Source organism: Salmonella sp. 741265050_HSA, assembly GCF_046569445.1.
Lineage (GTDB): Bacteria > Pseudomonadota > Gammaproteobacteria > Enterobacterales > Enterobacteriaceae > Salmonella > Salmonella enterica.
In genome coordinates this window covers 15,457-42,096 of the sequence record NZ_JBKFSV010000009.1, presented here as the reverse complement: position 1 = coordinate 42,096, position 26,640 = coordinate 15,457, and the positions used below count along the sequence as shown (strand labels likewise).

23 protein-coding genes and 1 pseudogene are annotated in these 26,640 nt (G+C 53.1%); 10 read left to right on the top strand and 14 right to left on the bottom strand.

Going from position 1 to position 26,640, the window contains the following annotated elements:
* Nucleotides 1-74 precede the first annotated feature (74 nt).
* A complete protein-coding gene (locus tag ACLD4F_RS15335; protein WP_000002900.1) occupies nt 75-443 on the bottom strand; it encodes a diacylglycerol kinase in 369 nt (122 codons plus the stop codon).
* A gap of 170 nt (nt 444-613) precedes the next feature.
* Here ACLD4F_RS15335 and plsB point away from each other — a divergent pair, with 170 nt between their 5' ends.
* Nucleotides 614-3,034 (top strand): glycerol-3-phosphate 1-O-acyltransferase PlsB, encoded by a 2,421-nt coding sequence (gene plsB / locus ACLD4F_RS15330; RefSeq protein WP_000017357.1) that lies wholly within the window; start codon nt 614-616, stop codon nt 3,032-3,034.
* A 98-nt stretch (nt 3,035-3,132) separates the two neighbouring features.
* Here plsB and ubiA read toward each other — a convergent pair whose 3' ends face one another.
* The 5 genes from ubiA to malK all read right to left on the bottom strand — a co-directional run bounded on the left by ubiA (nt 3,133) and on the right by malK (nt 8,335).
* A complete protein-coding gene (gene ubiA / locus ACLD4F_RS15325) occupies nt 3,133-4,005 on the bottom strand; it encodes a 4-hydroxybenzoate octaprenyltransferase (protein WP_000455249.1) in 873 nt (290 codons plus the stop codon).
* A 13-nt stretch (nt 4,006-4,018) separates the two neighbouring features.
* Nucleotides 4,019-4,516, bottom strand: coding sequence for a chorismate lyase (gene ubiC, locus ACLD4F_RS15320; protein ID WP_000019219.1), 498 nt, complete (start codon nt 4,514-4,516; stop codon nt 4,019-4,021).
* 181 nt (nt 4,517-4,697) lie between these two features.
* Nucleotides 4,698-5,615 carry a maltose operon protein MalM gene (malM, locus tag ACLD4F_RS15315; RefSeq protein WP_079944712.1) on the bottom strand — a complete coding sequence of 306 codons (918 nt, stop codon included), beginning with the start codon at nt 5,613-5,615 and terminating at the stop codon, nt 4,698-4,700.
* Nucleotides 5,616-5,778: 163 nt separating this feature from the next.
* Nucleotides 5,779-7,137 (bottom strand): maltoporin, encoded by a 1,359-nt coding sequence (locus tag ACLD4F_RS15310; RefSeq protein WP_000973642.1) that lies wholly within the window; start codon nt 7,135-7,137, stop codon nt 5,779-5,781.
* Nucleotides 7,138-7,225: 88 nt separating this feature from the next.
* A complete protein-coding gene (gene malK / locus ACLD4F_RS15305) occupies nt 7,226-8,335 on the bottom strand; it encodes a maltose/maltodextrin ABC transporter ATP-binding protein MalK (RefSeq protein ID WP_000179176.1) in 1,110 nt (369 codons plus the stop codon).
* A 361-nt stretch (nt 8,336-8,696) separates the two neighbouring features.
* Here malK and malE point away from each other — a divergent pair, with 361 nt between their 5' ends.
* Nucleotides 8,697-9,887: a maltose/maltodextrin ABC transporter substrate-binding protein MalE gene (gene malE / locus ACLD4F_RS15300; protein WP_000695415.1), complete on the top strand. Its 1,191-nt coding sequence runs from the start codon at nt 8,697-8,699 to the stop codon at nt 9,885-9,887.
* Here malE and ACLD4F_RS15295 read toward each other — a convergent pair.
* A pseudogene (locus tag ACLD4F_RS15295) lies at nt 9,836-9,976 on the bottom strand (hypothetical protein); the annotation flags it as partial. The gene malE and the pseudogene ACLD4F_RS15295 sit on opposite strands and share 52 nt — an antisense overlap.
* 42 nt (nt 9,977-10,018) lie before the next feature.
* On the opposite strand from ACLD4F_RS15295, the gene malF reads away from it, so the two are divergent.
* Nucleotides 10,019-11,563 (top strand): maltose ABC transporter permease MalF, encoded by a 1,545-nt coding sequence (gene malF / locus ACLD4F_RS15290; protein WP_000382565.1) that lies wholly within the window; start codon nt 10,019-10,021, stop codon nt 11,561-11,563.
* 14 nt (nt 11,564-11,577) lie between these two features.
* Nucleotides 11,578-12,468 carry a maltose ABC transporter permease MalG gene (gene malG, locus ACLD4F_RS15285; RefSeq protein WP_001252081.1) on the top strand — a complete coding sequence of 297 codons (891 nt, stop codon included), beginning with the start codon at nt 11,578-11,580 and terminating at the stop codon, nt 12,466-12,468.
* A gap of 165 nt (nt 12,469-12,633) precedes the next feature.
* On the opposite strand, the gene psiE is transcribed toward malG, so the two are convergent.
* From psiE to pgi, 6 genes are all read right to left on the bottom strand, one after another.
* A complete protein-coding gene (gene psiE, locus ACLD4F_RS15280; protein WP_000982752.1) occupies nt 12,634-13,044 on the bottom strand; it encodes a phosphate-starvation-inducible protein PsiE in 411 nt (136 codons plus the stop codon).
* 142 nt (nt 13,045-13,186) lie between these two features.
* Nucleotides 13,187-15,283 carry a YjbH domain-containing protein gene (locus ACLD4F_RS15275; protein WP_058331889.1) on the bottom strand — a complete coding sequence of 699 codons (2,097 nt, stop codon included), beginning with the start codon at nt 15,281-15,283 and terminating at the stop codon, nt 13,187-13,189.
* A complete protein-coding gene (locus tag ACLD4F_RS15270) occupies nt 15,283-16,020 on the bottom strand; it encodes a capsule biosynthesis GfcC family protein (protein ID WP_076727770.1) in 738 nt (245 codons plus the stop codon). Before ACLD4F_RS15270 ends, ACLD4F_RS15275 begins: the two co-directional genes overlap by 1 nt.
* Entirely contained in the window at nt 16,017-16,655 is a 639-nt protein-coding gene (locus ACLD4F_RS15265; protein ID WP_023238018.1) for a YjbF family lipoprotein, read from the bottom strand. The genes ACLD4F_RS15270 and ACLD4F_RS15265 overlap by 4 nt, the downstream gene beginning before the upstream one ends.
* Before the next feature lie 63 nt (nt 16,656-16,718).
* On the bottom strand, nt 16,719-16,961 hold the full coding sequence (gene yjbE, locus ACLD4F_RS15260; RefSeq protein WP_001541297.1) for an exopolysaccharide production protein YjbE: 243 nt from the start codon (nt 16,959-16,961) through the stop codon (nt 16,719-16,721).
* 443 nt (nt 16,962-17,404) lie between these two features.
* Complete coding sequence (gene pgi / locus ACLD4F_RS15255) at nt 17,405-19,054, bottom strand: glucose-6-phosphate isomerase (RefSeq protein ID WP_024797331.1); 1,650 nt, start codon at nt 19,052-19,054, stop codon at nt 17,405-17,407.
* Between the two features lie 388 nt (nt 19,055-19,442).
* Here pgi and lysC point away from each other — a divergent pair, with 388 nt between their 5' ends.
* From lysC to ACLD4F_RS15225, 6 genes are all read left to right on the top strand, one after another.
* Entirely contained in the window at nt 19,443-20,792 is a 1,350-nt protein-coding gene (gene lysC, locus ACLD4F_RS15250) for a lysine-sensitive aspartokinase 3 (protein ID WP_000136392.1), read from the top strand.
* Nucleotides 20,793-21,170: 378 nt separating this feature from the next.
* A complete protein-coding gene (locus ACLD4F_RS15245; protein ID WP_000716847.1) occupies nt 21,171-22,760 on the top strand; it encodes a PTS sugar transporter in 1,590 nt (529 codons plus the stop codon).
* Nucleotides 22,761-22,783: 23 nt separating this feature from the next.
* Nucleotides 22,784-23,623 (top strand): hypothetical protein, encoded by an 840-nt coding sequence (locus tag ACLD4F_RS15240; RefSeq protein ID WP_000472332.1) that lies wholly within the window; start codon nt 22,784-22,786, stop codon nt 23,621-23,623.
* A 16-nt stretch (nt 23,624-23,639) separates the two neighbouring features.
* Entirely contained in the window at nt 23,640-24,503 is an 864-nt protein-coding gene (locus ACLD4F_RS15235) for a Cof-type HAD-IIB family hydrolase (protein ID WP_411010922.1), read from the top strand.
* Nucleotides 24,490-25,248, top strand: coding sequence for a DeoR/GlpR family DNA-binding transcription regulator (locus ACLD4F_RS15230; protein WP_001068171.1), 759 nt, complete (start codon nt 24,490-24,492; stop codon nt 25,246-25,248). The genes ACLD4F_RS15235 and ACLD4F_RS15230 overlap by 14 nt, the downstream gene beginning before the upstream one ends.
* A gap of 210 nt (nt 25,249-25,458) precedes the next feature.
* Complete coding sequence (locus ACLD4F_RS15225; protein WP_001207628.1) at nt 25,459-25,731, top strand: DUF3811 domain-containing protein; 273 nt, start codon at nt 25,459-25,461, stop codon at nt 25,729-25,731.
* Here the strand turns inward: ACLD4F_RS15225 and rluF are convergent.
* Entirely contained in the window at nt 25,728-26,597 is an 870-nt protein-coding gene (gene rluF, locus ACLD4F_RS15220; protein ID WP_000954619.1) for a 23S rRNA pseudouridine(2604) synthase RluF, read from the bottom strand. The two genes, ACLD4F_RS15225 and rluF, sit on opposite strands and share 4 nt — an antisense overlap.
* Between the last annotated feature and the right edge of the window lie 43 nt (nt 26,598-26,640).

Sequence of the window (26,640 nt, the reverse complement as noted above, 5' to 3'; positions counted from 1 at the left end):
AGTATATACAGTTAAAGGTGATTTTGGAACCACAAACGGCGCAAAAAACAAGAGATTTATAAAATTTGGAACCTTTATCGAAAATGTGACCATAACAGGATGCCCCAGGTCATCAGGGCAACGAAAATAGACAGTAGCACCGCAGCCGATCCCATATCTTTCGCACGGCCGGAAAGCTCATGGTATTCAGAACCGATGCGGTCCACGACCGCTTCAATAGCGCTGTTGAGGATTTCAACAATCATGATAAGTAAAACGGAACCTATCAATAACACACGGGTAATCGCATCCACATCCAGCCAGCAGGCGATGATGACGCCCAGCAATACCGCGATACTTTCCTGGCGAAACGCCGCTTCGTGAGTCCATGCGGCGCGAAATCCTTTCCAGGAATATCCTGCCGCTTTGATAATTCTGGTGAATCCAGTGGTATTATTGGCCATCAAAAGAACCTTTTTACATTATTAACGTCAATGACATTATACGGTTGCCCTGCACGATTCGGACTGCCGTAACGCAGCGCGAAGTATGACGGGATACAACAGAAATTCGCTAAACTTTCTGATATCCTTGCACCGCATTTGCATTATTAACCAGAGGCTTTACATCGTTTATGTCCGGCTGGCCACGAATTTACTACAAATTACTGAATTTACCATTAAGCATACTGGTAAAAAGCAAGTCTATTCCGGCGGAACCCGCCCAGGAATTGGGGCTCGATACTTCTCGCCCCATTATGTATGTCTTGCCATACAACTCAAAAGCGGACTTACTGACGCTGCGGGCGCAATGTCTGGCGCACGATCTCCCGGATCCGCTGGAGCCGCTGGAGATCGACGGCGCGCTGCTGCCACGCTATGTATTTATTCACGGCGGACCGCGTGTCTTTACCTATTACACGCCAAAAGAAGAGTCGGTGAAACTTTTTCACGATTATCTCGATCTGCATCGGAGTAATCCGGCTTTGGACGTGCAGATGGTGCCCGTTTCCGTGATGTTTGGCCGCGCGCCGGGTCGTGAAAAGGGAGAAGATAACCCGCCTTTACGTATGCTGAACGGCGTACAGAAATTCTTTGCCATCTCCTGGCTGGGTCGCGATAGCTTTGTCCGATTCTCGCCGTCCGTCTCATTGCGTCGCATGGCTGATGAACACGGCACCGATAAAATCATCGCGCAGAAGCTGGCTCGCGTGGCGCGTATGCACTTTGCTCGCCAGCGCCTGGCGGCGGTTGGCCCACGCCTGCCCGCCCGTCAGGATCTGTTTAACAAACTGCTGGCCTCGAAAGCGATCGCCCGCGCGGTAGAAGACGAAGCGCGCAGTAAGAAAATCTCTCATGAAAAAGCGCAGCAAAACGCCATTGCGCTGATGGAAGAGATCGCGGCGAACTTTTCTTACGAGATGATTCGTTTGACCGACAGGATTTTGGGGTTTACCTGGAACCGACTGTACCAGGGGATTAACGTGCATAACGCCGAGCGCGTACGCCAACTGGCGCACGACGGGCATGAAATCGTCTATGTACCCTGTCACCGCAGCCATATGGACTACTTGCTCCTTTCTTATGTGCTGTACCATCAGGGACTGGTTCCGCCGCACATTGCCGCCGGTATTAACCTTAATTTCTGGCCCGCTGGCCCGATTTTCCGTCGTCTGGGCGCGTTCTTTATTCGTCGCACCTTTAAGGGGAATAAACTCTATTCCACCGTCTTTCGCGAATACCTGGGCGAGCTGTTCAGCCGCGGTTACTCGGTTGAGTATTTTGTCGAAGGAGGACGTTCGCGTACCGGACGTTTGTTAGACCCGAAAACCGGCACCCTGTCGATGACTATCCAGGCGATGCTGCGCGGCGGTACCCGTCCAATTACGTTAGTGCCTATTTACATCGGCTATGAGCACGTCATGGAAGTGGGCACCTATGCGAAAGAACTGCGCGGCGCGACAAAAGAGAAAGAGAGCCTGCCGCAGATGCTGAAAGGCTTGAGCAAGCTGCGCAATCTGGGTCAGGGCTACGTTAACTTTGGCGAACCGATGCCGCTCATGACGTACCTGAACCAGCATGTGCCGGAGTGGCGCGAATCTATCGACCCTATAGAGGCCATACGCCCAGCCTGGCTGACGCCGACGGTAAATAGTATCGCCGCCGATCTGATGGTGCGTATTAACAACGCTGGCGCGGCAAACGCGATGAACCTGTGTTGTACCGCGCTGTTAGCGTCGCGTCAGCGCTCGCTCACCCGCGAGCAGCTCACCGAGCAGCTTGATTGCTATCTCGATCTGATGCGCAATGTCCCCTATTCCACAGACTCAACCGTTCCTGCCGCCAGCGCTGGCGAGCTCATCGCTCACGCGCTGCAGATGAATAAGTTTGAGGTCGAGAAAGACACCATTGGCGATATCATCATCCTGCCGCGCGAGCAGGCGGTGTTGATGACCTACTATCGTAACAATATCGCGCATATGTTGATTATGCCTTCGCTGATGGCGGCGATTATCACCCAGCATCGTCGCATTTCGCGTGATGCGTTGCAGCAGCATGTTGAAGCGCTCTATCCGATGTTAAAAGCGGAGCTGTTCCTGCGCTGGGAGCGCGAGGAGTTAGCCTCGGTCATCGACGCGCTGGCCAGTGAAATGCAGCGTCAGGGGCTAATTACCCTGCAGGATGATGAACTGCATATCAACCCGGCGCATTCCCGTACGCTGCAACTGCTGGCGGCAGGCGCGCGTGAAACGCTACAGCGTTATGCCATTACGTTCTGGCTATTGAGCGCCAATCCGTCCATCAACCGCAGTACGCTGGAGAAAGAAAGCCGTACCGTGGCGCAACGTCTGTCTGTCCTGCACGGTATTAACGCGCCGGAGTTTTTCGACAAAGCGGTGTTCAGTTCACTCGTGTTGACGCTACGGGATGAGGGTTATATCAGTGATACGGGCGATGCCGAACCGGCAGAAACGATGAAGATATATCAGATGCTTGCCGATCTGATTACCTCTGATGTCCGTCTGACGATTGAAAGCGCGACGCAGGGCGAGTAAGCCAGTGCCTGAAATGCCCGATGGCGTAAGCTCATCGGGCGACTGATATGACGTATTGAAAATTTTGGCTTTGCAGGCCGGATTCGCCCGGCATGACATCAGAAGTGCCAGTAACTCATCGCCAGCCCTAAAAATAGCACCAGGCCAACGTAGTTATTGTTCATAAAGGCTTTAAAGCAGGCTTCACGCTCACGGTTCGCAATCAGTTTTTGCTGGTAGACAAACAGCGCGCCCGCCACCAGCACAGCCCAGTAATATCCCCATCCCAGACCATTCAACCAGCCGATCAGCGCCATTAACGCCATGACGCCAAGCTGCAGAATCCCGATAATCAATGTGTCATAACGACCAAACAGGATCGCAGTCGATTTAATGCCTATCTTGATATCATCATCTCTGTCGACCATCGCATATTGCGTATCGTAAGCCACCGCCCAGAGAATATTGGCGAGGAACATCAGCCAGCAGCTCAACGGCAGGGATTCGCTCACCGCGGCGAACGCCATGGGGATTGACCAGCCGAAAGCGGCCCCCAGCACGACCTGCGGCAGGTGGGTGTAGCGTTTCATAAAGGGATAAACCCAGGCCAACGCCAGCGCCGCCACGGAAAGCAGAATCGTCATGGCGTTCAGCGTCAGCACCAACAGAAACGCCAGCAGCACCAGCACCACAAACAGGTTGCGCGCTTCTTTCTCTGTCACGGCGCCGCTGGGTAAAGGCCGGTTGACCGTACGTTTTACATGTCCGTCAAATTTACGATCGGCGTAATCATTCACCACGCAGCCCGCCGCGCGCATTAACCACACGCCAGCGACAAAAACTGCCAAAATCCACAGCTGAGGCATACCCGGCGTCGCCACCCATAGCGCCCAAAGCGTCGGCCAGAGCAGCAGCAACGCGCCAATAGGCTTATCTGTACGCATCAAACGGTGAAACGCCAGCAGCTTACTCTGCGTCAGACTCCACTCCATCTTTATCTTCCTCTCAGTACAGCGGCGATGCAGGTAAAAAAAGCTCGGTAAGCAACAGCGGTTTTCCGCTCAACCGCAGTCGAGAGCGGCGCCCCCACAGCGTTGCATCGCGTCCAATTTCAATAAAATCGCGGGTCAGTGTCGATGATGTAAATAGATAACGTCCAAGCGGGGTTTTACCCAGATGTTGTAAGACCTGTTCAGGTCCGCACAGCGTGGATTCCGGTACCACGGTACGTCCGGCAAGCCAGGGCTCGCCGTCAGCGCAAAGCAGTATCTCACGTAACCAGTAGCGGGACTCGGATGGCAGTAAACCTGATGCTTCCTCGACCTCACTTTGGCCGACAAACGCTTCCCGAATCAGCGTCACGCTTACCCGCTTTCCCTGCTGCTCAAAACGTTTAGTCATAGAATCTTCCAGCAACAGCCAGTCCAGCAAATGGGGTTCAAGCGCAGGAATCGCATCAAAATAGCGCAGCGCACGCAGTTGCGTTAACGCAGGGTGTGACATGCCTTACTCTCCGATTCATAACCTAAAGTCATTGTATCTCAGAAAAGACATTACGGGGGGCGCAATCACAATTAAGTGATCTGTTGCGCAACAAAAAAATAACAAATTCGCATGAAATGATAAAAAAAGGTGCGCCAGGAGACGCACCAGTTGCTGCAAAATCAGCACTGTGGGGAAACAATTACCCCTTGCCTTTTACACTGCTGATAAAGGTGGAACGGGCAGATGTCGATCCCAGACGTTCGGCCTCATCAAGCAGTTTCAGCGCTTTATCGACGTCGCCTTTCGCTACGGCATCCTTAATCGCTTTATTAAAGTAGCTTTCCGTATCGTTCAACATCGGTTCGCTTTTCTTCGGCGCGACTGGCGCTGGCGCAGCGACCGGCGCGGCGGTATTGCCTACCGTTACCGGCCCGGTACCGGACGAGCCAAACAACGGCCCGACCAATACGCTGGAGCTGCTGTTGGTTTTTACCTTCAGTTTCACCACGCCGTCAGTGGTATGGCGAGCAACTGGATCGGGAATATCCGGGATAGAGTTACCGACGCCTTTGGCATAGGCTTTTGCCGGATCGAGCAGCGTAGTGGTTTGCTGAAGATCTTTTTCGGTCGTAAACACCAGAACATAGAGTTTCTGCTGCCCCAACGCAGGCGTCAGGCGCATCACGCCTTCCAGCCGGTCTGCGCTCATGACGCCCGGCTGCTGATAAGTAAAGTAACTGCTGGGGAAGAACGCCGAAGGCATCATATTTTGGTCAAGAATCAACACGTTTGGCGCAAAAACGCTGGCTTGCTTATTGACCTCGCTGGTCAGAGTTAATGTCAGCTCGCCGATATTCGCCGGAACGCTATAAGCGGCGACCGGGCCGGTAATGCCGGCGACGTCAAGGCGCTGGCCGCCAGTCGCCAGTTGGGTAGACTGCGTTTTTGACTGATCTACAGGCGTCCAGGTTAATTGCTGTAGCGCGGCAGCAGGAATAGCGGGCGCGGCGCTGGTATTTTGCGGTACATAGTTCACTTCCGCCAGGCTGATACCCGGCACGCTGGCGAACAGCCCTGCGGTTAAACAGAGGGCGACGAGACTTTTCTTCATTTTCATTATTCTCACCTCAATAAGGCGGGTTCAGCGGTAGCCAGGCAATAGCGCGCCAACCCAAACATATCGCCGAATGGCGGCTGGCGCCTTATTCGGCTTACAAGCATCATCAGACCTGATGTTTCAGAGGGGCTTGCGCCCCTCGTTACGTCAGATGACCATCGTATTACCACCAGATTTCCATCTGGGCGCCGAAGGTCCACTCATCGCTATCGCCACGGCTGTTGGTGGAAATGCCGGAGTTAGTCGCTGCGGCATAACGGGAAATGTTATCGCCGTCTTTGATATAGCCCCACTTCTCATCCCATTTCGCGTAGGTGGCGAAAATACGGATAGCCGGACGCGACCAGATGCTGTCGCCCGCCTGCCACTGTTGCGCCAGGGTGATTTTATATTGATTGTTACGATCGCCGGTCTGCTGAGATTTCACGTTGTCGTAGCCGACTTCCAGCAGGGTACTCATGATTGGCGTCCACTTGTACATTGGACGTACGCCCACGGTCCACCACTCAGTACCCAGGTTATTATCCCAATCGATATTCTGGTACATACCGACGTACATCAAATCCCATTTATCACCAAGCGAGATGGCGCCATGATCCAAAATACGCCACATATCGCCATTATTATTGATGACCTTATTGGCATAATTAATTTTGGTTCCATCAGGCAATTCTTCAGTGAAAGATGAAGAACCGTCGGAACCGCGCGCCTGGCCTTTACCCTGCGTGGTCATGGCATCGGTGGCATATTGCACGACAAACTTGTTATAGCCTTTCAACATGCTTTGCGTGTGTTCGGCGGTGAACATCCAGCCGTCTTTCGATGCCCCATCAGCCAGCTTATAACCATCGGTCGTATTGGCGCGGCCGTAATCAACGCCCAGCTCCAGTACGCCGTCCGGGTTCGTTTGCAGACCAGCCAGACGTACGTCAAAGACGTCGTTAGCGGTATCTTTTACTTCATCATAAATATTCTGGCTGCTGAAGGTGTAAGAGCCGCCCGCTTCAGTAGACCGGGTCGCCGCCAGCGAAAGCTTACCGAAGCCCAGATCGATATTTTCGATACCCGCGCCAGGACCTGAAATATCCCAGTAGTAGAAGTCGATCATGTGTACGTCATGACGCTGATAGAAGCGCTTACCGGCCCAGATGGTAGAGCCCGGCAGCCATTCAATCAGGTTTTTACCCTGCACGTTCGCTTCGCGGAAGGCGGGATCGGTCGATTCCCAGTCGTTCTGCTGGTTAACCGAATAGGCGACGTTGGTGTCGAAATAGAAGCTCTTATCGCCCTCTTTCCACACTTCCTGGCCCAGTTTCAGTTCCGCATAGGTTTCACATTCGTTACCAAGACGGTATTTACTTTGGGCACCCGTTGCCTGGAAACACTGTTGTTCGCCGCCGCTTCCCGTCCAGCCAATACCGGAACGGGCGTAACCGTGGAAATCGACAGCCATTGCCTGAGCGGACATGACGCCCGCAGCGACAGCAACCGCCAGAGGGAGTTTGCGCAGAGTAATCATCATTCTATCTCCTGAGATCATTGCTTTTCTTTAAACGCTGCCACCTTCTAAAACTGCGAATGGTTTTGCGTTTCGTTTTTTTATGGAGGCCTTAAACACCCGGCTCTTGATGCAGACGACGACATGCGCTGCCATCCTCGCGGAACAGATGACAGCGCTCTGGCGGCAGGCCGATAGCGAATGTGGCGCCCTCTTCTACCAACACCACGTCATTCTGGCGATAAACCAGGTTTTGACGGATGGCGGGGATCTGGATATGAATTTGTGTTTCGTGCCCTAACTGCTCGACAACCTGGACTTCACCTTCCAGGGTGACATCGGCGATATCGCTCGGCAGCAGGTGTTCCGGCCGAATGCCTAAAGACATATTGGCGCCGACCTGCACGCCGCGACTTTCGACCGGCAGCCAGATTTGCTGGCGATTCGGCAGTTCGACCTGGACTTGTTCAATCGCGGTGGCGGTCACTTTCACCGGCAGGAAGTTCATCTTCGGCGAGCCGATGAAGCCCGCGACAAAGCGGTCCGCCGGATAGTGGTACAGCTCCAGCGGCTTACCGACCTGCGCGACGCGACCGGCGTCCAGCACCACGATTTTGTCGGCCAGCGTCATCGCCTCGACCTGATCGTGGGTGACGTAAATCATCGTGCGGCCCAGACGTTTATGCAGGCGAGAAATTTCAATACGCATCTGCACGCGCAGCGCGGCGTCCAGGTTAGAGAGCGGTTCATCCAGCAAAAACACACGCGGCTCCGCCACCAGCGTGCGGCCAATCGCTACGCGCTGACGCTGCCCGCCGGAAAGCGCTTTTGGCTTACGTTCCAGCAGATGCGCCAGTTGCAGCACTTCCGCCACCTGGTTGACGCGTTGATTCATTACCTCTTTTTTGGCGCCCGCCAGCTTGAGGCCGAAAGACATGTTTTCTGCAACGGAGAGATGGGGATAGAGCGCATAAGACTGGAATACCATGCCCACGCCGCGCTCGGCAGGCGGGATATCATTCATACGGGTTTCCCCGATAAACAGGTCGCCACTGGTGATGGTTTCAAGCCCGGCGATCATACGCAGCAAGGTCGATTTACCACAGCCTGACGGTCCGACAAACACCACGAACTCCCCGTCATGGATATCGAGGTTAATATCTTTCGATACCACCACGTCACCCCAGGCTTTCGTTACATTTCGTAGCTGTACGCTCGCCATGCCTTTCTCCCTTCGTTACAACCTGTCATTGACAGCAACATTCATGATGGCCTGACTATGCGCGATCCCTGACTGGGGTAAATCCTCCACCCCCCGGCTTTTTTATGGGGGAGGAGGCGGGAGGATGAGGACACAGCGCCTGAGACCACGGGTGCGGGCAGAAAAGGAATTTCGTGATGCCGCCCGCAAAAATCGGCGTGTTTTTATGTGCGCCAGCACGCATTACTCACATTTATGTAACACAGATCACATAAAGCCGGGGTGGGGCGTAGGGGCGGGGAGGATGGAAAGAGGTTGTCGTATAAAGAAACTAGAGACCGTTAAACCACCTCTGTGTACATCACCAAAAAGGATGGGAGATATGAAGATTAAAACTGGCGTAGGCATCCTCGCATTATCCGCACTTACGACGATGATGATTTCCGCCCCGGCTCTCGCCAAAATTGAAGAAGGTAAACTGGTTATCTGGATCAACGGCGACAAGGGCTATAACGGTCTGGCCGAGGTCGGTAAAAAATTTGAGCAAGACACCGGCATTAAAGTGACCGTTGAGCACCCGGATAAGCTGGAAGAGAAATTCCCGCAGGTGGCAGCCACCGGCGACGGTCCTGACATTATCTTCTGGGCGCACGACCGTTTTGGCGGCTACGCGCAGTCTGGTCTGCTGGCGGAGGTCACTCCGGATAAAGCGTTTCAGGACAAACTCTATCCGTTTACCTGGGATGCGGTACGTTATAACGGCAAGCTGATCGCCTACCCCATCGCCGTTGAAGCCCTCTCCCTGATTTATAACAAAGACCTCGTCCCGAACCCGCCGAAAACCTGGGAAGAGATCCCGGCGCTGGATAAAGAACTAAAAGCGAAAGGGAAGTCGGCGATAATGTTCAACCTGCAAGAGCCGTATTTCACCTGGCCTTTGATCGCCGCTGACGGCGGTTACGCGTTCAAATTTGAAAACGGCAAGTATGACGTGAAAGACGTTGGCGTCGACAACGCCGGCGCGAAAGCGGGCCTGACTTTCCTGATCGATATGATCAAGAACAAAAATATGAGCGCCGATACCGATTACTCCATCGCCGAAGCAGCCTTCAATAAAGGCGAAACGGCAATGACCATCAACGGTCCGTGGGCATGGTCGAACATCGACAAGAGCAAAGTCAACTACGGTGTCACCCTGCTGCCGACCTTCAAAGGTAAACCCTCGAAACCGTTCGTCGGCGTGCTGAGCGCGGGGATTAACGCTGCCAGCCCGAATAAAGAGCTGGCGAAAGAGTTCCTCGAAAACTACCTGCTGACCGATCAGGGTCTGGAAGCGGTGAACAAAGATAAACCGCTGGGCGCCGTGGCGCTGAAATCTTTCCAGGAGCAGTTAGCGAAAGACCCCCGTATCGCCGCCACCATGGATAACGCCCAGAAAGGCGAGATCATGCCGAATATTCCGCAAATGTCCGCCTTCTGGTATGCGGTACGTACGGCTGTGATCAACGCCGCCAGCGGCCGTCAAACCGTGGATGCCGCGCTGAAAGATGCACAAAGCCGTATCACCAAGTAATGCCGTGAGCCTGTGCCGGATGGCGGCATAAATGCCTTATCCGGCCTACAACACACCGTAGGCCTGATAAGCGCTGCGCCATCAGGCACATCTCCGGCCAGGAAGTTTCAACGCTGTAGAGGAAAACCCCCATGGATGTCATTAAAAAGAAACACTGGTGGCAAAGCGACCAGCTTAAATGGTCAGTAATTGGTCTGCTGGGCCTGCTGGTGGGTTACCTTGTAGTTTTAATGTACGTACAAGGGGAGTATCTGTTCGCCATCATGACGCTGATTTTAAGCTCTGCTGGCCTGTATATTTTCGCAAATCGTAAAACCTACGCCTGGCGCTACGTTTACCCTGGCCTCGCCGGCATGGGGCTGTTTGTGCTATTCCCGCTGGTGTGCACCATCGCCATCGCCTTTACTAACTACAGCAGCACCAACCAGCTCACCTTTGAACGCGCCCAGCAAGTGCTGATGGACCGTTCTTATCAGGCAGGAAAAACCTATAACTTCGGTCTTTACCCGGCCGGCGACGAGTGGCAACTGGCCCTCACCGACGGAGAAACGGGCAAACATTACCTGTCTGACGCATTTTCCTTCGGCGGCGAACAAAAATTACAGCTGAAAGAGACCGATGCCCTACCGGGCGGCGAACGCGCCAATCTGCGGATAATCACCCAGAACCGTCTGGCGCTGAACCAGATAACCGCCGTCCTGCCGGATGAAAGTAAAGTAATTATGAGCTCGCTACGTCAGTTTTCCGGTACTCGTCCGCTGTACACACTGGCTGATGACGGCCTGCTGACCAATAACCAGAGCGGCGTAAAATACCGGCCAAACAACGATAGCGGTTATTATCAGTCGATCAACGCCGACGGAAGCTGGGGTGATGAAAAACTCAGTCCTGGTTATACCGTTACTATCGGCGCGAAAAACTTTACGCGCGTCTTTACCGACGAAGGGATCCAGAAGCCCTTTTTCGCTATCTTCGTCTGGACCGTGGTCTTTTCGGTCCTCACTGTGGTGTTAACCGTGGCGGTTGGGATGGTATTGGCCTGCCTCGTACAGTGGGAAGCGCTGAAAGGTAAAGCTATCTACCGCGTCCTGCTGATTCTGCCCTACGCCGTACCGTCGTTTATTTCAATTTTGATTTTCAAAGGGTTATTCAACCAAAGCTTTGGTGAAATCAATATGATGCTGAGCGCGCTGTTCGGCATTAAACCTGCCTGGTTCAGCGACCCCAACACCGCGCGGGCAATGGTGATTATCGTGAATACCTGGCTGGGCTATCCCTACATGATGATCCTGTGTATGGGGCTGCTGAAAGCGATTCCGGATGACCTGTACGAAGCCTCCGCAATGGACGGCGCCGGTCCATTTCAGAATTTCTTTAAGATCACCTTACCGCTGCTGATTAAGCCGCTAACGCCGCTGATGATCGCCAGCTTCGCCTTTAACTTTAATAACTTTGTCCTGATTCAGTTATTGACCAACGGCGGGCCAGACCGTCTCGGCACCACCACGCCTGCCGGTTATACCGATCTGCTCGTCAGCTACACCTACCGTATCGCCTTTGAAGGCGGCGGCGGTCAGGACTTCGGTCTGGCGGCGGCCATTGCCACGCTGATCTTCCTGCTGGTAGGCGCGCTGGCAATAGTGAACCTGAAAGCCACGCGTATGAAGTTTGATTAAGGGAGATAATAACAATGGCTATGGTCCAACCCAAATCTCAGAAACTGCGTCTCTTCATCACGCACCTGGGGCTGCTGATTTTCATCGCGGCGATCATGTTCCCACTGCTGATGGTCATCGCTATCTCGCTACGTGAAGGGAACTTCGCCACCGGAAGCCTGATCCCGGACAAAATCTCCTGGGAACACTGGCGGCTGGCGCTGGGTTTCAGCGTGGAACATGCGGATGGTCGGGTAACGCCGCCTCCCTTCCCGGTCCTGCTGTGGCTGTGGAACTCGGTGAAAATCGCCGGTATTACCGCCATCGGCATCGTGGCGCTCTCCACCACCTGCGCCTACGCTTTCGCACGAATGCGTTTTCCAGGTAAAGCAACACTGCTCAAGGGGATGCTGATTTTCCAGATGTTTCCGGCGGTTTTGTCTCTGGTGGCGCTGTATGCGTTATTTGACCGCCTGGGACAATACATTCCATTTATCGGTCTGAATACGCATGGCGGCGTGATCTTCGCCTATCTTGGCGGCATTGCGCTGCATGTCTGGACGATTAAAGGCTACTTCGAAACTATCGACAGCTCGCTGGAAGAGGCCGCCGCGCTGGATGGCGCAACCCCGTGGCAGGCATTTCGCCTGGTGCTGCTGCCGCTTTCCGTACCGATTCTGGCGGTGGTGTTTATCCTGTCGTTCATCGCGGCGATTACCGAAGTTCCGGTCGCCTCGTTGTTACTGCGCGATGTGGACAGCTATACGCTGGCCGTGGGTATGCAGCAATATCTCAACCCGCAAAACTATTTGTGGGGCGACTTTGCCGCCGCCGCCGTCCTTTCCGCTATTCCTATCACCCTGGTGTTTCTGTTGGCGCAACGTTGGCTGGTCAACGGCCTGACGGCAGGGGGTGTGAAAGGTTAAGTCTTATCGAAGTACCTGCCCGGCAACGGGCAATGCCACTGCCCTCAACTTATGTTATCCCCACTTATGGTCGTATTTTGGCGCTCTTCGGAGCGCTTTTTTTATGCGTTATAGACAGAGGCTAATTTATTGACACGCCGTACGTCCGTTACGGTGTGGCGACGCCTATTCTCGCCGTAGTCGGTTCGAATTACATAACCACAACGTGATAACCAACAGGAGGATCGCCGCCGAATAGAGTAATACATCCATTGGCGTTTTATGATCGACAATGATCAGGCGCACAATCGCCGTGATCCCAATGTACACGAAATAGCGCAGCGGAAAGTGAAGGCCAGACTTAAAGTACTTCACAATCAGCGCAATAAATTCGAAATAAAGAAAGTAGATCACCAGCCCTTCCACCAGTTCATATTTGCTGGCTTGCTCAGGCACGAATAATGCATCCGCCAGATGCACCGTTTCTTTACCGAGAAAAACGACCAGGATCAGACCGAGGGTAAGCAGCCCCAAATTTAGTACGTTTTGTAAAATCGTGGCGATAAACTCAAGACGTGAGCGCGATAATGGCATCATAACAGCCCCCTCTTTCTCTGCGGCGAGGTTTCTGTATAACGCACAAATGTGACGAGCATCTATATTTTTTATTTATGTTTATATTTTGTTCAATAAGATAATTTGCCGGATAGCGCTGTGAACGCCTTATCCGGCCTGAGTATTAACGGAAATTTACGCTCCTGTCACTGGTCATATCATACAGGCCAAACTTACGCCCAAGCTGTTGACCACCGTCACGCGTCAGCGGCGTCCAGCCAATTGCCGCACGACTTCGGGTTGGGCCGGACGAGAAGAGATCCAGCGGCACGGAAACATATACGCCTTTGGTAAAATCCCCTTCCCCATATTCATCCGGCGACGCATCGGTAATCGTCGCGTAACCGCCGACAACGACGCCGCTATCGAAGCGTTTGGCGATCTCCAGCGTACCGCCTTTATCGCCCGCCAGATACTGACCAACGCTGGCTTTCACCAGCACATCCTGGGCGAACGACGGCGTCCAGTATGCGGTCAAATGTCCGGTCTTCACGCTGTAATCGGTAAACTTCATCATATCCTGCGCGCTACGCCAGTCACGCTGTTTCACGTAGTTGGCATCCAGACCAAACGCCCAATTGCTGTCTACCGGGCGATACAGGACTTCCGCCCCGGCACCGCCAAACATGGTCTCCAGATAACCACCGTAGACCTGCCCATAGAAACCATTGCCAAAATACTGGAAGTAGTTGGCCTGTAGGTTATTCACATAAACATCATTCTGCACATACTCACGGACATGCGTACGCACCCGCGGCAGATGTGAATCCTTCGGCGGATTGGTGTAGTTAAATTTGTCGTAGTTGTTGGCGATATTGGCAAACACGCTGCCCGTGGTGAGCAGATGATCCGTGACCCACAGATCCGCAGTTCCCATTACGCCAAACTGATACATATAGAAGTTTTCCGGGCCGCCTACCGACTGATTCAGCACGGGATCAAGATGAAAATCAACGCGCGACTTGTCGATATACCAACCCTGTTCAGTACTCTCTGGCACGATCGGCTCCACGCGTTTTTGCACCAGCGGGGTTTCATGTCCCAGCGGTTCGCCTTCCAGATGGCGTTTCAGGCTGGCGACATCGGTTTCAGTGGTGACCTGCGGCAGATTAAGGCGGTTTTCCGTCACGCGGATCGTGCGGATCCCCTCCGGCAGATCGTTCATGACGATCCGGTTAGCGCGCACGATCCCTTCACGGGAGTCGCGGTACTTCACCTGTTCGCCAGTAACGTACAGCGTATCGCCTTTGACCTGGATTTTCGGGTCCGCCAGACCGGCATTATATTTCAATAACGTTAATTGATTAGCCACTACCGAATGTTGCAGGATGGCATCCTGCGGCTGTGGTCGGTATTGCGGGCGTGAATTGTCATGATACGCGGGACGTAAATCGTTGAAATTGGTGCGCAGCGTAACGCCAAACATAAAGGTGTTGCCGCGCTCGTAGCTGAGGTTAACGTCGGCCCAATCGGTGACGCGGTAAATGGCGCCGACGTTAAACTTGCTCTTCTGCTCCAGTTTACCCGCAAAATCCTGCTGATAGTTATTGCCTTCATACTCCAGCTTCAGGCGTAGCGGTTGCCACGGGGTCTGGTATTCCACGCCGCCAAACAGCGAGGCCGGGCCGTGAAACATATCGCTACCGTCAACGGAACCTGCCTCTTTATAGCTGTTATCACGCGAACAGAATTTATCACTATACGAACAGAAAGGATTAGACACATTGCCGCTGGTGCCAAGATAGCCCCAGCCGAGACCTAATGAAAAATCAAACGGCCCCCAGGCCTTACTCGCTACAATATATTCCGCATCAAACAGCCCCGTCCCGCCGATATCGCGCGCGCCAACCGCCACCTGCGGCATCCAGTAACTCTCTTCCCACAACCGCAGTTTCACATCAAACGCTTTATCTTTGTAAGTCTGGTCGCCGGAGAATGATTCCACGCTGCTGTACTTTTTCGTACGGACATCGGTATAGCGCAACGTGGTTTCCAGCCACGGGAAAAGCTGAACCGAAGCCGAGTAGTAGCGGTACTGATCGTTATCGCGATAGTTCAGGCTCATCTCCCCTTCACGCGCCATACGCGCTGTCGGCGTTTGCAGCAGGCCCACGCCGCCAAAGTCAGATTGTGAAGGCCCAACAGGGGCTAGATATGTTTCGGCATGGCAGGCCGCGCTAATACCCAGCGCCAGCACGCTGAGCAGATGTGTTTTTTTCATTATTCCGGTATCCGCTGCGTCAGGGTATGAAGAATGTCGGCATTTATCGCCTCCGGCGTGCCGCGCCAAAGGGAATCGGCAAAACCGACAAAAATAATGCTGCCGGGCATTGGCTCGATATGACGTTTATTCCAGTAAGCCACCGGCGCTTTTTGGCTGCGTCCATCAGGGTAAACCACCCAGGCATAGCTACGATCCGCGCCGCTGAGTAAGCGCTGACCCTCGAGATAACTGGCGACGTCCCGCCCAGGGACGAACGGCTGGCTGCCCGGCTGGCTAATCAAGCCAAAGAGCGTCACCTGCGTGGGTTGCGGCCCGACCCAGAGCGTGTAGTGACCTTGCAGCGGCGGGTTACCTCGTTCGCTCACCCGCACCACGTCAGGATCAAGATTCACGAATTGTCTGCCCGTCACCTTCAGCGCCTGAATCTGTCGGCGCAGTGTGTTTATCGCCGCCGCCGCATCGCCATCTTCCTCAGCGCTGAGCGCCGCCAGTCGCCCGAGAAGTTCCTGTTGCTGCTGACGCGCCGTCACGGTCGCCTGTTCTTCGCCTATCACCGCCGCAGGCCACCAGCTCGTTGCCAGGCGCGGCTGTCCGACTAAATCGAGCAGACGCTCAGCGTCTGTCAGCGTTTTAGGCTCGCTATTACCCTGGGTAAAAACGGTAACAGTGCCGCTGGCAAAGACGGATGACGCGATAAAGACCAGCGCCAGCGCGCTTATCGTCCTTTTCATCATGATTTTGCCGCCTTAATCAGCGTGGTTTTCACCGGAAAGTAATTCGCGCCCAGATACTGTTCCGTCTGGCGAATTTGGCCTTCGCTATCAACCCAGTAGCGATTACACCAACGCGTTTGATCGGTCGTCACTTCTTCATCCAGCACCCGCACGGCGGTCTCTTCACTGCCGACGCTAACGCTATCGGTCCCTCGCCATGTAAAAACGGAACGGGCGGTGGCGTAACGCACCTGGCGATGTTCGGTCCAGCCCAGGGTGCGAGTCCAGGTCGCACCATCGATAATCTGTCCTGGTTTCGCCAGCGGGTCGGCCGCCAGATTATTCACATCGATCAGGTTGTCGCCGCTAAGCAGCGTTTTGACCAGACGGCCATGCTGCGTCACGATCGTCGCGCCATCCTGCGTCACCCATTTCTGCTGCCCGTTTTCCGAGAAAGCGAGCACCACAAACAGCTGAGGACCGCCGTTAAGCTGCATGTACTGGCTGGCATACGGCATGTTTTGAATATCGTCATCCGTTAGCTGTACGCCTGGCGTACCGAACAAACTGTCCCACAGTGAATCGCCCAGGCCTTTAGTAGTGGCCGAACACGCCTGTAATAGCAGGCAAATCAGGATAAGTGCGAGTCGCTTCACGACGCTTCTCCAGAGGGGCAAAATAACCACACCGGAGTGTGGTTATGGTTAAACGTACCGATACTACTGGGTACTGGTGGTCGTGGTGGTCGTGGTTCCGGTATTGGAACCATCGCCGCCGCCGGTTGCCGCTAACGCGACGCCCACCGCCGAACTTACGGTGCTAACGCTGGTAGCGGAGGAGCTTCCCGCCGATACCGACGTCGCTGCCGACCCTGCCGCTTCACCCACCTGAACGGGGGCTGCCGAGACAGATGTCGCCGCAAGCGCGGTTATGGCAAAAATGCCATACAGTACTTTTTTCATCATAATTTCCCTTCATTGAATGAATGGAGATTTACCCAAAAGAATTTCGGGCGCTACCGAGTATACACAACCAAAGCAGGCGGATTATGTCCGAGAGAAATAACAGCGAGGTTTTAGGATAATTAAACTTTAAAGAAGTAACGCCTACATCATTTAATTAACAAACAAATAAAATCAATAAGTTAAAATTAAACCAAAAGACATCGTCATCCGTATAATCTGAAAATAACGCAGAGTGATTTTCTGGTTATTGCTTATTTTAGGATTAAGCTCAATATAAAATTGTGGGGATAAAGACGGACAAGCGGAATTATCTTATAAAAAAAGCCGATGTGAATATCGGCCTTTTTATTATCTTATTCTCTTTTTGCCGGATGGCGGCGAAACGCCTTATCCGGCCTACAGACGCTATGCATTACGTAGACCGGATAAGCGCAGCGCCATCAGGCGCGCCAGGCTTTATAACGGTTAATCAGACCGTTGGTAGAGCTATCATGGGACGAAATAGCTTTATCATCGCCCAGCTCCGGCAGAATACGGTTAGCTAACTGTTTACCCAACTCAACGCCCCACTGGTCGAAAGTAAAGATGTTCAGGATGACGCCCTGCGTAAAGATTTTATGCTCATACAACGCAATCAGCGCACCCAGGCTGAACGGCGTAATTTCACGCAGCAGGATAGAGTTGGTCGGGCGGTTGCCTTCAAACACTTTGAATGGCACAACGTGTTCAAGCTGCGCCGGATCTTTACCCTGATCGCGATATTCCTGCTCAACCACCTCGCGGGATTTACCAAACGCCAGCGCTTCGGTCTGCGCGAAGAAGTTAGACAGCAGCTTCTGATGATGATCGGATAGCGGGTTATGGGTGATAGCCGGGGCGATAAAGTCACACGGCACCATTTTAGTACCCTGGTGAATCAATTGATAAAACGCGTGCTGACCGTTGGTGCCTGGTTCGCCCCAGATAATTGGGCCTGTCTGGTAATCCACGGCGTTGCCGTTACGGTCAACGTATTTACCGTTGGATTCCATGTTGCCCTGCTGGAAGTAGGCGGCGAAACGGTGCATATACTGGTCGTACGGCAGAATGGCTTCGGTTTCCGCGCCGAAGAAATTGTTGTACCAGATGCCAATCAACGCCAGCAGAACGGGTAGGTTTTTCTCCGCCGGAGTGGTGGAGAAATGCTTGTCCATCGCGTGTGCGCCGGAAAGCAGCTCGACAAAGTTGTCGAAACCGACGGACAGAATAATGGATAGCCCGATGGCAGACCACAGCGAGTAACGACCGCCGACCCAGTCCCAGAACTCGAACATATTGGCCGTGTCGATACCAAATTCGCCGACCGCTTTGGCGTTGGTGGAGAGCGCAGCAAAGTGTTTCGCCACGTGTTTTTCATCGCCTGCAGTTTTCAGGAACCAGTCGCGCGCGCTGTGGGCGTTGGTCATGGTTTCCTGCGTGGTGAAGGTTTTCGACGCCACCAGGAACAGAGTCGTTTCCGGGTTCACTTTTTTCAGCACTTCAGCGATGTGGGTACCATCAACGTTAGAGACGAAGTGCATAGTCAGATGATTTTTATACGGACGCAGCGCTTCGGTCACCATGAACGGGCCGAGGTCGGAACCACCGATACCGATGTTCACCACGTCGGTGATGGCCTTACCGGTGTAGCCTTTCCACTGACCGGAGATAATCGCTTGCGAGAAAGTTTTCATCTTCTCAAGCACGGCGTTCACTTCCGGCATCACATCTTTGCCGTCCACAATGATCGGCGTATTGCTACGGTTACGCAGCGCCACGTGCAGCACGGCGCGGTCTTCGGTGCGGTTGATCTTCTCGCCGGAGAACATGGATTTAATCGCGCCGGCCAGATCGGTCTCTTTCGCCAGATCCTGTAATTTTGCCAGCGTCTCTTCGGTGATGCGGTTTTTGGAGAAATCCACCAGCATCAGATCGTCAAACGTCGCGGAAAATTTAGCGAAACGGTCGCTATCGTTCGCGAAAAGCTCAGCGATCGTAACGTCTTTCATTTCATCGTAGTGTTTCTGGAGCGCCTGCCAGGCAGAAGTCTGCGTTGGATTGATGTTTTTCATTAGCAATACTCTTCTGATTTGAGAATTGTGACTGGGATCGATTGTAACGCCAGTCACAGAAAAGTGTGATTGTTTTAGTGCCGTTGCCCCAGGCACTGTCGAATGAGGATAAAAAGTATATACCCTAAATAATTCGAGGTGCAGAAAGGCGGCAAATGGGTGAGTCGCCGGGCGCATAGATAAGCCAACATTCCTACAAACGGGTATCGGGGTTATAAGCGCTGTTACTGAGCCTAAACTCAGCATAAAAAATCCGCATAATCCCAACGTTGACAGTCCAGGCCACAACTTTTATTTATAAATACGTTACTTGCATTTGCGCCTGCACCGGTTTCTGTTCTGCCCTTGTGCCATGGTCGCGTTTTTCATTTCCTGACACGAGGTTGATATGACAGAGATCGTTGTTTCCAAATTTGGCGGTACCAGCGTCGCTGATTTTGACGCCATGAACCGTAGCGCGGATATCGTACTTTCCGACGCCAATGTTCGTTTAGTCGTGCTTTCCGCGTCTGCCGGCATCACTAATCTGCTGGTGGCGCTGGCCGAAGGGATGGAGCCTGGCGAACGTTTCGCTACGCTCGACGCCATCCGTAAAATCCAGTTCGATATCCTTGATCGTCTGCGTCATCCGAATGTCATTCGCGAAGAGATTGAACGCCTGCTGGAAAACATTACTATTCTGGCGGAGGCGGCATCGCTGGCGACATCGGCAGCCCTGACCGATGAACTGGTCAGCCACGGCGAGCTGATGTCTACCCTGCTATTTGTTGAGATCCTGCGTGAACGCGACGTACAGGCCCACTGGTTCGACGTGCGCAAAGTGATGCGTACCAGCGATCGCTTTGGTCGTGCGGAACCGGACGTCGCAGCGCTTGCGGAACTGGCCGCGCAGCAGTTGCTCCCGCGCCTGAACGAAACGTTGGTCATTACTCAGGGCTTTATCGGCAGTGAAAGCAAAGGCCGCACCACGACATTAGGCCGCGGCGGCAGCGACTATACGGCAGCGTTGCTGGCTGAAGCGCTCCACGCCGCGCGGGTTGATATCTGGACAGATGTGCCCGGTATTTACACCACCGACCCGCGCGTAGTGCCCGTCGCGCAGCGAATTGATGAAATCGACTTTGAAGAAGCGGCGGAGATGGCAACCTTCGGCGCAAAAGTACTGCATCCAGCCACCTTACTCCCGGCCGTGCGTAGCGATATCCCGGTCTTCGTTGGATCCAGTAAAGATCCGCAAGCGGGCGGTACGCTGGTGTGCAATAAAACCCAAAACCCGCCGCTGTTCCGCGCGCTGGCGCTGCGCCGCAATCAAACGCTATTGACGCTGCACAGCCTGAATATGCTGCATTCACGAGGTTTCCTGGCAGAGGTGTTCGGCATTCTGGCGCGGCATAATATTTCGGTAGATCTGATTACCACTTCGGAGGTGAGCGTTGCGCTGACGCTGGATACTACCGGCTCCACCTCCACGGGCGATACGTTACTGACCCAATCCTTATTGATGGAGCTTTCCGCGCTGTGTCGGGTCGAAGTCGAAGAAGGACTGGCGCTGGTCGCGCTGATTGGCAACAACCTGTCAAAAGCCTGCGGTGTTGGTAAAGAAGTGTTTGGCGTCCTGGAACCGTTCAACATTCGCATGATTTGTTACGGCGCCTCCAGCCACAATCTGTGCTTCCTCGTGCCGGGAGACGATGCCGAGAAAGTGGTGCAAAAGCTGCATCAGAACTTATTTGAATAAATCGCCCTGGCACGACAGCAGGTGAGCGCTATCAGCGCAATACGTTGCCGGATGGCGACGCAAGCGCGTCATCCGGCGGTTCCCGCGCCAGGCGCTGCCGGCGGAATACTGCTCAGGAATCCGCAATACCCTACTCGTCCCATCAACATGGGCAACTTTCCCCTATTTATGCACTCCCCATTTTGAACCTCGTCACAAAACCACACAAAACAACACAAAGCAAAAACATAAATTAATCATTATATTTTAATGAGTTACATTTAAAAATTGATATCTTTTGGTATAAGCCCACTTTTCCATTGTTGCTTTATTTTGTTTTAGTTGGAATTATGATTGCACTACAACACAGATAACCCCCTTACCCTATTTGAGGCCGCTATGAAAAAAATTGCGATTATTGGAAGCAGTGGAGGCAACCTCTACAACCTGGGTGGCGCCGAGCCAGAGAAGTTACTCCAGGAGATTTATCAGCAGTGTGAGGCTGCGGGCGTAAATGTGGCCGCCGTACAGTTTATCGCGGCAGAAGCCTCGATGGACGTCGCCAAACCGGATACCCCGGCATCGGTTTATGCATTAACCACAGAAAACCAACAAAAACCACAGCGCATATTTCAGGGCAAACTTTCGGAGGTAAACACCTCGGTAGTAGAAAGCGATCGCCAAATCGCTGAGATGATCCGCTGCGGTGAGATCGATGGGATCGTGGTAATGAGCGCCGATCCGGTAAAGGCGAACCAGGCCGTTTTTGCCGCCGCCGTTGAGATGAAAACACCGATTGTCGGCACCGGGGGAACCTCCATGGCGCTGGTGGCGGCAAAGGGGGCGAATGTGGTCGCGACCTCCGGAACAACCGGCACCACCAGCCGTACCCGCGCCGTCTCCTTCGTGGCGTCACTGTGTAAACATTGGGGTATCAAGTACAAACCACAGTTGGGTAGCGCTTCGCCCTCGCAGAGCGGTTCCGGAAAAAGCCTGCTCAAACGTTTTAACATTCGTAGCATCATGATCCCTGCGCTACCAGGCTTTATCGCCATGGCGATTGTACTCGCCCTGAGCCACATACCAGGACTGGAAAAACTTAACGATATCTTTGAAATATTACTAAAAGGTCTGCCGGTGTTAGTCGCGGTACTGGCGGCAAAACAGATTTCCGAACTGGATGAAGTTTCAATTGTGGCCGGAGTCGTCGCTGGCGTGCTTTCCGTAGAGGGCGGTCTTATCGGCGGCATTATCGGCGGTGTAATGGCGGGGATTTTCGTCCGTTGGCTGTTCGAGCTGTGCCTGAACTGGCGCTTCCCAATGACTACCGTCAACATCGTCGCCGGTGGGATATCGGGCCTTGCCGCTGGGTTAATCATGCACTATCTGCTGAGTCCGCTGGCGCTATCTGCGGGTAATTACATCAAACTGGCTATCGAAAGCACGCTGGCATTCAGCCCAATTCTTGCCGGGCTGCTGGCTGGTCTGGTTATCTGGCCTGCCATTCTCGGCGGCGTCTATCACGCGGTGATCCTGCCGTTGGTGCTGCTGGAGATGGAAAAATCCGGCGTCAGCTTCCTCGGCGCGGTCGATATGGTCGGTCTGGTGATGGTGGCCGCAGGTATTAACCTTGCCAATGTGATCGCCCCGCGTGAAAAAAGCGAAGCTGCCGTTGCTACGCCGGGCCTGCTCATTAACCTGGGCTTTGGCACCTTTGTTGAATCCGCCTATCCCTTCATGTTCGCCAACAAAATTGTTTTTGGCTCCGCCATTTTTTGGGCCGGAATGGGCGGCATGATGCTGGGCTTTTTTAACGTCAAAGGCGTGGCCTATGTTCCGGCTTTCGCCTCACCGTTCTTATCCAGCAATGCGCTCCAGATGGCCATCGTAATGATTGCCACAATGGCGATGACCTGCCTTACCACCATTATTGCTAACCGTTTCAAACCTGTCGTACAGAGCGAATCAACAACGACAGCCGTTAATTAATGCACCAACACCAGAGGTACACCATGTTTAAAGGCGATATGAATAAAAAACGCGCCAAAGCGTTACAGAAAGTGAAAGAAGCCATCACACTTCACGGTGGGCAAACCATCCTCAGCACAGGAATAACCGGCGACGATGCGCGCCTGGCGAAAGCCGTGTGTGAGGCTGGCGTTAAGCTGCTGGAGCCGAACCACCCTGCGTTGGCGCTGGCGCGTGGACACAAAGGCGTGAGCAACATGCACGCGGCGGAGCAGATTCGTCACGAAATCACCAATAGCCAGATGGCTGAGGCCGTACACGGTGTTCGTAATGTGGTCCCGGACGATATTTTTATCACCGTTGGTATCGCCGGCGGTTTTACCGAAACCTTACCGGTGCCGCTCAGCGAAACGGAAATTCTGGAGATTGCCCGCGCTGGAGCCGACGGTTTACATACGCATAAATCCGACTGGGACGATCTGCAGGACATCGTTAATCTCGCCCATCAATATGGTCTGACCGTCGATGCCTACATTGGCCATCCTGACGATCTGCATACTTTCGGTATTCCTGCACGCACGCCGGAAGAGGTCGCCAGCGTGGCGAAGCGGATGCAGGATATCGGCGTGGATATGATTGGTCTGATGACAGGCATGAGCTATGAAGGCGTAGCGGCAGGCGATATCCCGCAGATGATTAAAGATCGCCTGCGGGCGTTGGTCGGCGCGGTGGATGTTCCGACGCTGGCGGAAGGCGGGATTAACCTCGCCAACGCGAAAGCGTTTAAAGATACCGGGGTCAATATTCTGGTGGTCGGTACGGCTATCGACAACATGGTGTGCAACGCCGCCAAAGAAGCCGTTACGCCGTTTATTGTTCATTGATATCAGGGAACGAGAGATGTTGTTGATCACCGATCTGGATGGAACATTACTCACCTCGCAGAAAACAATCAGCCCGCGCACGCGTCAGGCGCTGATTGCGTTCCGCCAGGACGGTGGTCTGCTGGCGGCATGTTCCGCCAGACCGGTCTCCTCAATGGTACGCCTGCTACGCCAACAACAGGTTGATACGTTGTTTAACTGGTGCGCCGGTTTTAACTGCGGACACCTGCTGGAGATGGCGGGGCCGCGCATTATTCATGCTGCCCCGCTGACCGTCACAGATCTATGGAATATTGACCAGCATATTTCTCTTTCCCGCTACCACCACCACTTTTTTAGCGCCGAAGCAATTCACCATCGTGACGATAGACTAATTGCGCCCTGGACAACATATGAAGCCCGCTTATTTGGGTTACCGCTTATAACTGAAACTGCAGAAAATATCTTTAATCGTCGCAATATATATAAAATTACACTTGTTGCCGCATCTTCGGAGATAGATACTCTGTGTACAGAAGTGAATAATCACCTGCCTTGTGGATATTATGCGGTTGTCACGGGAGAAAATTATATTGATATTCAAAGATCCGATGTAAATAAAGGGTGCATAATAGAACAATTAATTCATTATTTAAATATATCTTCTGACAAGGTGGTCGCGATTGGCGATCAGCAGAATGATGTCAGCATGTTTGCCGCTGCCGGAATCAGCATCGCAATGGGCAACGCGCCGGATGCAGTAAAGCGGCAGGCCGACTATGTGACTGCCACGAATGATGAGGAGGGTATCGTCCATGCGTTGGAGTGGTTGCGTTGCCTGACGCATCCAGTTACCATGCGCCAAAGGTTGACGGCGGCGAAAGATAATGAATCCAATTAAAAGACGAAAACATATTCTTGATGAATTAAACAAATTCGGTGAAGTCACCGTTATTAAATTATCGGAAATGCTCAACGTCACCTCAGAAACCATTCGTCGCGATCTCTCCTTACTGGAATCTGAAGGCAAAATCACTAAGATTCATGGGGGCGCAGTCAAAAAGCAAGTTGTCCAGGAAGATGCGTTTAGCGCAAGAATAGAGGCTCATCGCGAAGAGAAAATAGCGATTGGCAAACTTGCCGCCGAAATGGTCAGTGAACGGGATACATTGTTTATTGACTCCTGTACAACTAACCTTATTCTGGCCGAGCAATTACCGCCTCTCGCTTTTTCCGTGATTACCAATTCAGCCCTGATTGCCGATAAAATTAAAGAGCATAACCTGCAGGCCCGCGTGTATGTATTAGGCGGCGAATATGATTACCATTTTCGCGCCAACCTCGGCGTCTCGGTGTGTCAGCAGATTAACGCAATTCACGCGGATATCTGTTTTATTGGCGCTGGCGGCATTTCTCCCCAGCATGGCGTGTTGGTGAAGAGCTTTGAAGAAGCCTACGTTGCCAAAGCCATGATTGCGATGAGCAAAAAATCAGTGATTCTCGCCGACCATACCAAATTTGGTCAGGACGGTGTGATGTGCATCGCAAGCGTAAAAGAAATCGATAACATCATCACGGATAAAGGATTTACGTCAACGGGTTATACGCCACAGGATTTCGCCGGAAAGCTGCGGATTGCTGACTGAGCGCTATCCGCCCGTTGCGTATTGCCGTAGACTAAGAGCCTATCCCACCAGGCGTTATTGGCGCAGCCAGTTTGGACACGGACAGCGCGCAAAAACCGGAGCGTACACGTAGTACGTGAGGATTTTGAGCACTGCCCAGGTCTAAAATGGCAAGTAAAATAGCCCTAATGGGATAGGCTCTAAATGCATCGGCTACCTGAGGGCACCCGTATGGCACTCCCCCGCATTACCCAAAAAGAGATGACCGAGCGCGAACAGCGCGAACTGAAAACGTTGCTGGACCGCGCCCGTATTGCGCACGGGCGTCCGCTGACCAATTCTGAGACCAACAGCGTAAAAAAGGAGTACATCGATAAGCTGATGGCGCTGCGTGAGGCTGAAGCGAAAAAAGCCCGCCAGTTGAAGAAAAAGCAGGCGTATAAACCCGATACGGAAGCGTCATTCTCCTGGTCGGCGAATACGCCGACGCGCGGCAGACGTTAACGTCCTTTCTTCTTTCGTCCCGGCGAGGTAAAGCGCTTACCGCTTGATGTCGGGCGCGCTTTCTCATTGCTTTTTTCGATCGCAACGACCGGTCGCTTAATACCCGTGGTCTTCGGCTTCGCTTTGGCCTTTGGTTTGGCTTCGGAAGAGGAACGCTCAATCAATTTAAACAGATCGATCAGCTCATCGTCCGTCAGATCGCGCCACTCGCCCAGCGGAATCCCGCTCAGGCTGACGTTCATAATGCGCGTACGCTCCAGTTTCGTCACTTCATAACCAAAGTATTCACACATACGACGGATCTGACGGTTTAATCCCTGCACCAGGGTGATGCGAAAGACAAACGGCGCCTCTTTTTTCACCTTACATTTTTTGGTGACGGTACCCAGAATCGGCACGCCAGCGCCCATACCGCGAATAAACTCGTCGGTAATCGGTTTATCCACCGTCACCAGATACTCTTTTTCGTGATCGTTACCGGCACGCAGAATCTTATTGACCAGATCGCCGTGGTTAGTCAGAAATATCAGCCCCTGTGAGTCTTTATCAAGACGACCAATCGGGAAGATACGTTTGCTGTGGTTCACAAAATCGACAATATTGTCGCGTTCGCCGTCTTCAGTGGTACTGACAATGCCAACCGGTTTATTCAGCGCAATCAGCACTAAATCATCCGCTTCTCGCGGCTCAATCAACCGACCATTTACTTTAACAACATCCCCGGCGACTACCTGATCGCCAATGGCGGCGCGTTTGCCGTTGATAAAGACATTGCCCTGTTCGATAAAACGGTCCGCCTCGCGACGCGAACAGATGCCGCTTTCACTGATATATTTATTAAGTCGGGTAGATGTGTCGGTCAGCATATTTACTCTCTGAGAAATTTTTCTACATAAACGTCGGTAATGT

What these genes read in the sequence shown, in the direction of transcription:
- ACLD4F_RS15335 (WP_000002900.1), bottom strand. Translation starts at nt 443, where the DNA reads ATGGCCAATAATACCACTGGATTCACCAGAATTATCAAAGCGGCAGGA.
- plsB (WP_000017357.1), top strand. Translation starts at nt 614, where the DNA reads ATGTCCGGCTGGCCACGAATTTACTACAAATTACTGAATTTACCATTA.
- ubiA (WP_000455249.1), bottom strand. Translation starts at nt 4,005, where the DNA reads ATGGAGTGGAGTCTGACGCAGAGTAAGCTGCTGGCGTTTCACCGTTTG.
- ubiC (WP_000019219.1), bottom strand. Translation starts at nt 4,516, where the DNA reads ATGTCACACCCTGCGTTAACGCAACTGCGTGCGCTGCGCTATTTTGAT.
- malM (WP_079944712.1), bottom strand. Translation starts at nt 5,615, where the DNA reads ATGAAAATGAAGAAAAGTCTCGTCGCCCTCTGTTTAACCGCAGGGCTG.
- ACLD4F_RS15310 (WP_000973642.1), bottom strand. Translation starts at nt 7,137, where the DNA reads ATGATGATTACTCTGCGCAAACTCCCTCTGGCGGTTGCTGTCGCTGCG.
- malK (WP_000179176.1), bottom strand. Translation starts at nt 8,335, where the DNA reads ATGGCGAGCGTACAGCTACGAAATGTAACGAAAGCCTGGGGTGACGTG.
- malE (WP_000695415.1), top strand. Translation starts at nt 8,697, where the DNA reads ATGAAGATTAAAACTGGCGTAGGCATCCTCGCATTATCCGCACTTACG.
- malF (WP_000382565.1), top strand. Translation starts at nt 10,019, where the DNA reads ATGGATGTCATTAAAAAGAAACACTGGTGGCAAAGCGACCAGCTTAAA.
- malG (WP_001252081.1), top strand. Translation starts at nt 11,578, where the DNA reads ATGGCTATGGTCCAACCCAAATCTCAGAAACTGCGTCTCTTCATCACG.
- psiE (WP_000982752.1), bottom strand. Translation starts at nt 13,044, where the DNA reads ATGATGCCATTATCGCGCTCACGTCTTGAGTTTATCGCCACGATTTTA.
- ACLD4F_RS15275 (WP_058331889.1), bottom strand. Translation starts at nt 15,283, where the DNA reads ATGAAAAAAACACATCTGCTCAGCGTGCTGGCGCTGGGTATTAGCGCG.
- ACLD4F_RS15270 (WP_076727770.1), bottom strand. Translation starts at nt 16,020, where the DNA reads ATGATGAAAAGGACGATAAGCGCGCTGGCGCTGGTCTTTATCGCGTCA.
- yjbE (WP_001541297.1), bottom strand. Translation starts at nt 16,961, where the DNA reads ATGAAAAAAGTACTGTATGGCATTTTTGCCATAACCGCGCTTGCGGCG.
- pgi (WP_024797331.1), bottom strand. Translation starts at nt 19,054, where the DNA reads ATGAAAAACATCAATCCAACGCAGACTTCTGCCTGGCAGGCGCTCCAG.
- lysC (WP_000136392.1), top strand. Translation starts at nt 19,443, where the DNA reads ATGACAGAGATCGTTGTTTCCAAATTTGGCGGTACCAGCGTCGCTGAT.
- ACLD4F_RS15245 (WP_000716847.1), top strand. Translation starts at nt 21,171, where the DNA reads ATGAAAAAAATTGCGATTATTGGAAGCAGTGGAGGCAACCTCTACAAC.
- ACLD4F_RS15240 (WP_000472332.1), top strand. Translation starts at nt 22,784, where the DNA reads ATGTTTAAAGGCGATATGAATAAAAAACGCGCCAAAGCGTTACAGAAA.
- ACLD4F_RS15235 (WP_411010922.1), top strand. Translation starts at nt 23,640, where the DNA reads ATGTTGTTGATCACCGATCTGGATGGAACATTACTCACCTCGCAGAAA.
- ACLD4F_RS15230 (WP_001068171.1), top strand. Translation starts at nt 24,490, where the DNA reads ATGAATCCAATTAAAAGACGAAAACATATTCTTGATGAATTAAACAAA.
- ACLD4F_RS15225 (WP_001207628.1), top strand. Translation starts at nt 25,459, where the DNA reads ATGGCACTCCCCCGCATTACCCAAAAAGAGATGACCGAGCGCGAACAG.
- rluF (WP_000954619.1), bottom strand. Translation starts at nt 26,597, where the DNA reads ATGCTGACCGACACATCTACCCGACTTAATAAATATATCAGTGAAAGC.